The following is a 5,685-nucleotide window of genomic DNA, read 5'->3' on the forward strand; positions in this document are numbered from 1 at the left end:
CAAGGCAACCGACCGAAGTGCCAGCGCCCCGTCGGCGACCCGACCAGAGTGACGGGAACCCCGTCAGGAACCGACCGGAGTCAGGTCACCCGCTCAGGCCGGGGAGACCTCGTCCGTGCCCGGGAGGGTGTTCGTCGTGGCCAGCCGCCGGTACCAGTGCGCGGAGTCCTTCCAGGTGCGCTCCAGCGTGTCGTAGTCGACCCGGATGATGCCGAAGCGACGGTCGTACCCGTAGCCCCACTCGAAGTTGTCGAGCAGCGACCACGCGAAGTAGCCACGCACGTCCACGCCCTTGTCGCGGGCCTGGCCGAGCGCCTCGACGTGGTCGTGCAGGTACGCGACCCGGTCGACGTCGTGCACGCGTGCCACGCCGTCCTCGGTCACCACCGTGTCCTCGAACGCCGCACCGTTCTCCGTGACCATGAGCGGCTGGTCCGGGTAGGTGTCGCGCAGCGAGACCAGCAGGTCGGTGAGGCCCGCCGGCTCGATGTTCCAGCCCATGGCGGTGTACGGGCCGGGCTGCGGCAGGAACTCGACGTCCTCGGCGGCGGGCCAGGGCGTTCCGGCTGAGTCCTTGTGCCCGTCGGCCTGCTGACGCTCGCCCTCGCCGGCGAAGTGGCGCACCCGCGTCGTCGAGTAGTAGTTGACGCCCAGCACGTCGAGCGGCTGCTTGGTGATCTCCAGGTCGCCGTCGAGCACGAACGACCAGTCGGTGACCGATGCGGTGTTCTCCAGCAGGTCCGCCGGGTAGGCACCCTCCAGCACCGGAGCCAGGAACGCCCGGTTGGCCAGCGCGTCGATCTTGCGGACGGCAGCCTGGTCCGCCTCGGACGACGGGTCGTCCGGCCGCAGGACGTGCAGGTTCAGCGTGATCGACGTCTTGGCCGAGTCGCCGAGCACCTCGCGGATCTGCTGGACCGCGAGGCCGTGCGCCAGGTTCAGGTGGTGCACGGCCTGCAGCGCGGCAAGGGCCTCCGTGCGGCCCGGCGCGTGGACACCCGAGCCGTAGCCGAGGTACGCCGAGCACCACGGCTCGTTGAGCGTGGTCCAGACGTCGATGCGGTCGCCGAGCTCCTCGGCCATCTTCCGGGCGTACCGCGCGAAGGCGTAGGCCGTCTCGCGGTTGGTCCAGCCGCCGGCGTCCTCGAGCTCCTGCGGGAGGTCCCAGTGGTAGAGCGTGACGACCGGCTTCACACCGGCGGCGATCAGCCCGTCCACCAGGTCCGAGTAGAACCGGATGCCCTCGGCGTTGAACTCGCCGGAGCCGCCCGGCTGCACCCGCGGCCACGCGATGGAGAACCGGTAGGCGCCGAGCCCCAGGTTCTTGATGTGCTCGACGTCCTCCTGCCACCGGTGGAAGTGGTCGTCCGCGACGTCGCCCGTGTCGCCGTTCAGCGTCTTGCCGGGCGTGTGCGAGAACGTGTCCCAGATGGACGGGCCGCGCCCGCCCTCTGTCGCGCCCCCCTCGATCTGGTACGACGCCGTCGCGGATCCCCAGAGAAACTCCGGGGGGAAACTCCGTGCACTCACACTGCCACCTCTCCCGGGCCGGTGGCCCGTGCTGTCCGTCCTTCGTACTCGACGCCCCACTCACCGGGGGCGTCCTCAGTGGTCACCTGCACGACGCCGGACGCGTACCGCACGCGGAACGTCGCGGGGGCGCCGGTGCCGCCGGGTACCACAACCTCTTCGTCGAACCCCTCGGGCAGACGGGTGCAGCGTAACGTCACGCCCTCGGCCCAGGCATAGTCGGGCCGGTCGTCGCGAGCGCCGACGGGCAGCACCGTGCCGGGGCGGACGAACAGCGGGAGGCTGTCGAAGCCGTGCTCCTCGGTCACCCAGCGCGGTCCGGTGACGGTAGGTGCCAGGCCGGCCGCGGCGACGTCGGGCAGGCGGGTCCACTCACCCTCCGGCACGTAGTAGTCCGCGCGCGACTCGTGGAAGACCGGAGCCACGAGCAGCGACGGCCCCAGCATGTACTGGGTGTCGACGGAGGCGGCGGTCCGGTCCTCGGGGAACTGGAGCACCATGGGGCGCATGACGGGCAGGCCCTCCTCCGCGGCCACGTGGCCGAGGCGCCCGAGGTACGGCATGAGCCGGAGCTTCAGCTTCGTGAACTTCCGGGTGACGTCGACCGCCTCGTCGTCGAAGGCCCACGGCACGCGGTAGGAGCTGGACCCGTGCAGCCGCGAGTGCGAGGACAGCAGGCCGAACGCCGCCCACCGCTTGAAGACAGCGGGGTCGGGCGTGCCCTCGAAGCCGCCGATGTCGTGGCTCCAGTAGCCGAACCCGGACAGCGACAGCGACAGGCCGCCACGCAGCGACTCCGCCATCGAGACGAACGTGGACTCGCAGTCGCCGCCCCAGTGCACGGGGAAGGCCTGCGTGCCCGCGGTCGCGGACCGGGCGAACAGCACTGCCTCGCCGCGCCCGCGCTCCTCCTCGAGCAGGTCGAAGACCGTCTTGTTGAACAGGGCGGTGTAGTAGTTGTGCATGCGCTGCGGGTCCGACCCGTCGTGCCAGACGACGTCGGTGGGGATGCGCTCGCCGAAGTCCGTCTTGAAGGCATCGACGCCCTGGCCCAGGAGCACGCGCAGCTTGTCCTGGTACCACGCGGCGGCGTCGGGGTTGGTGAAGTCGACGAGGCCCATGCCGGCCTGCCACTTGTCCCACTGCCACACGTCGCCCTCGGGCGTCGTGACCAGGTAGCCCTTCTCCTGGCCCTCGCGGAACAGGTGCGAACGCTGGGCGATGTACGGGTTGATCCACACGCAGACCTTCAGGCCCTTGTCGTGCAGCCGGGCCAGCATGCCCTCCGGGTCCGGGAACGTCGCCGGGTCCCACACGAAGTCGCACCAGTGGAACTGCCGCATCCAGAAGCAGTCGAAGTGGAACACCGAGAGCGGGATGTCCCGCTCGGCCATGCCGTCGATGAAGCTGTTGACGGTCTCCTCGTCGTAATTCGTGGTGAACGACGTCGACAGCCACAGCCCGTACGACCAGGCGGGAACGACCGCAGGCCGTCCGGTCAGGGCCGTGTACCGGCGCAGGATCTCGGCGGGAGTTGGGCCGTGGATGACGAAGTACTGGAGCGACTGCCCGGCCACCGAGAACTGGGTGCGGCTGACGACCTCGGAGCCGACCTCGAACGAGACCCGCTCGGGGTGGGCGACGAACACGCCGTACCCGCGGTCGGTCAGGTAGAACGGCACGTTCTTGTAGGCCTGCTCGCTCGCGGTGCCGCCGTCCTCGTTCCAGATGTCGACGCTCTGGCCGTTCTTCACGAACGCCCCGAACCGCTCGCCCAGGCCGTAGACGTGCTCGCCCACGCCGAGCGCGAGCTGCTCGTGCACGAAGTCGCCGTCGGGCGTGCTCGCGATCCCGATGCTCCGGTCCGACGACGAGGTGAGCACCTCGCCGTCGGCGATGAAGTCGACGTGCCACGGTCCGGCGGTGGCGACGCGCGCGGTCAGGCCGCCGGACGTGAGCTCGGCGGGGCCGCTCTCGGGCACGACCACCTTGACCGCGCCGGGCTCCGCGTTGACCCCGAAGTGCGGGCCGGGGTCGCGGCGGCCCTGGTGGTGCTCGATGCGCACGCCGATGACGTCGTCAGCGGGTGCGTTGAACGTGACCGTCACGAGCGGACGGTTCAGGGTGTCGCCGCGCTTGGTGATCGGCACAGTGGGCGCGTACACCGTCATGGTCTCGTCGCCGACCTCGACCGAGTCGACGTCCTGGGGACGGAGCATCTCGACGCCGGGGCGCAGCTGCCAGTAGCCGTCGGTGAATCTCATGGCTTGGGCCTCACTCGTCTCTGTAGGGCGAAGGGAATGGTGGTGTGGAGCGCGGTCACTTGACCGCCCCGGCGGTCACGCCCCGGGTCAGGGTGCGCTGGAAGATGAGGAAGAACACGACGGCGGGCACGAGCGAGACGAGCGAACCCGCGTTGATCGTCGGCGCGTCCATCATGCGATCGCCCTGCAGCGAGGCGAGGGCGATGGGGATCGTCTGGGTGTCGTTGCTGGTCAGCATGACCAGCGGGATGAAGAACTCGTTCCAGGTCCAGATGAAGAAGAAGATCATCAGGACCGACAGCGTCGGCCGCACGATCGGGAAGACGACCTGCCAGAGGATGCGCCACCGGCTCGCGCCGTCGAGGGCCGCGGCCTCCAGCAGCGCGGGCGGGAAGGTGCCGAGCACCGAGGACAGCAGGTAGGTGCCGAACGCCGACTGGATGACGGTGAAGATGATGATCACCGACCACTGCGAGTTCGACAGGCCGACCGACTGCGCCATGGTGAACAGCGGGTAGATCAGCGCCTCCTGCGGCAGCATGTTCGCCAGCAGGAACAGCGCGACGATCCACAGCCGCCCCTTCACCCGGCCGACGCCGATCGCGTACGCATTGAGCAGCGAGAGCAGAGCACCCAGCACGGCAACGACGGCCGAGATGAACACCGAGTTCCAGAGCTTCACCGGGAACTCGGTGCGCTCCCAGAACGCCACCACCCCGTCGAGGTAGAGCGAGGAAGGCCAGGACAGCGGCCCGTTCGCCGCGTAGTCCCCCGGCGACTTGAAGGCGTTCAGCACCATGATCCCGAACGGCGCGAGGACCGCGAGGCCCACGAGCACCGCTGCGGCCAGCACGAGCCAGCGGCCCGCACCACGGCGGTAGCGGGAGTTGACGGCGGTGGTGCGTACCTGCCGCGTGGGCGGTCGCACGTCCGTGGCGACAGCCATGTCAGATCCCCTCCCTCTCACGTCGTTCGGCCCGGTTCTGCAGGCCGAGGATGACCACGGCCACGACGACGATCACGAGGGTCAGCACCGTCGCGATCGCCGAGCCGTAGCCGACCTGGGACTTGTCGAAGAAGCTCAGGTACGAGTAGTAGCTGGGCACGAGGGTCGAGCTCTCCGGCCCGCCCCGCGTCAGCACGTAGATGGGTCCGAACACCTTCAGGGCCGCGACCGTGCAGGTCAGCGTGACCACGAAGGTCTCGGGCCGGATCTGGGGCACCGTGATGGCCCGGAACCGGTCCCACCAGCCGGCGCCGTCGAGCTCGGCCGCCTCGTAGAGCTCCGGGTCCACGCGCTGCAGCGCGGCCATGAAGATGACGACGGGGTAGCCCATCTGGACCCAGATCAGCACGAGCATCACCGACGGCAGCGCCGTGGTGGGGTCACCGAGCCAGTTGGGCGGCGCGGCGATCCCCATCCCGCGCAGGATCTCGTTCAGCGCACCGGTCTGGGAGTTCAGGATCCAGTTCCACAGCACACCCGCGACCGCGACCGGCAGGATCTGCGGCAGGTAGTACGTGGCCCGCAGCACCGAGGAGACCTGCGCGCCGAACCGCCGTCCGAGGTAGTCGAACAGCACCGCCGCGAGCACCAGCCCCAGCAGCGTCGGCACCAGGACCATCGCGACGATCATCGCCAGCGAGTTGCCGAACGACGTCCAGAACCTGTCGTCGCCCAGCAGGTCCGCGTAGTTGCCCAGCCCGTTCCAGCGCAGCGGCGCCATGCCACCGCGCCACTTGAACAGGCTGAAGTACACGTTCGTCACGAGCGGGTACCCGATCACCACGACGAAGGCGACCGCACCGGGCAGGAGGTACGGCAGGTACGCCACCCACTCCGGCCGACGACGGCGGCGCGTGCCGCCCTGCGCTCGCGGGCCCCCGGAGG

The 5,685-nt window shown here is 69.6% G+C and carries 4 protein-coding genes; all 4 read right to left on the reverse strand.

Annotated features, from left to right (window positions below; genetic code table 11):
* Positions 1–93: 93 nt before the first annotated feature.
* Positions 94–1,530, reverse strand: coding sequence for a GH1 family beta-glucosidase (locus ACFWE2_RS24175; protein WP_377226757.1), 1,437 nt, complete (start codon positions 1,528–1,530; stop codon positions 94–96).
* Positions 1,527–3,794, reverse strand: coding sequence for an alpha-xylosidase (gene yicI / locus ACFWE2_RS24180; RefSeq protein WP_377226758.1), 2,268 nt, complete (start codon positions 3,792–3,794; stop codon positions 1,527–1,529). Before yicI ends, ACFWE2_RS24175 begins: the two co-directional genes overlap by 4 nt.
* Positions 3,795–3,849: 55 nt before the next feature.
* Complete coding sequence (locus ACFWE2_RS24185; protein ID WP_377226759.1) at positions 3,850–4,740, reverse strand: carbohydrate ABC transporter permease; 891 nt, start codon at positions 4,738–4,740, stop codon at positions 3,850–3,852.
* A 1-nt stretch (position 4,741) separates the two neighbouring features.
* On the reverse strand, positions 4,742–5,685 hold a 944-nt coding region (locus ACFWE2_RS24190; RefSeq protein WP_377226760.1), incomplete at its 5' end, for a carbohydrate ABC transporter permease.

It is taken from the genome of Promicromonospora sp. NPDC060271, from assembly GCF_042726755.1.
Taxonomy (GTDB): Bacteria; Actinomycetota; Actinomycetes; order Actinomycetales; family Cellulomonadaceae; genus Promicromonospora.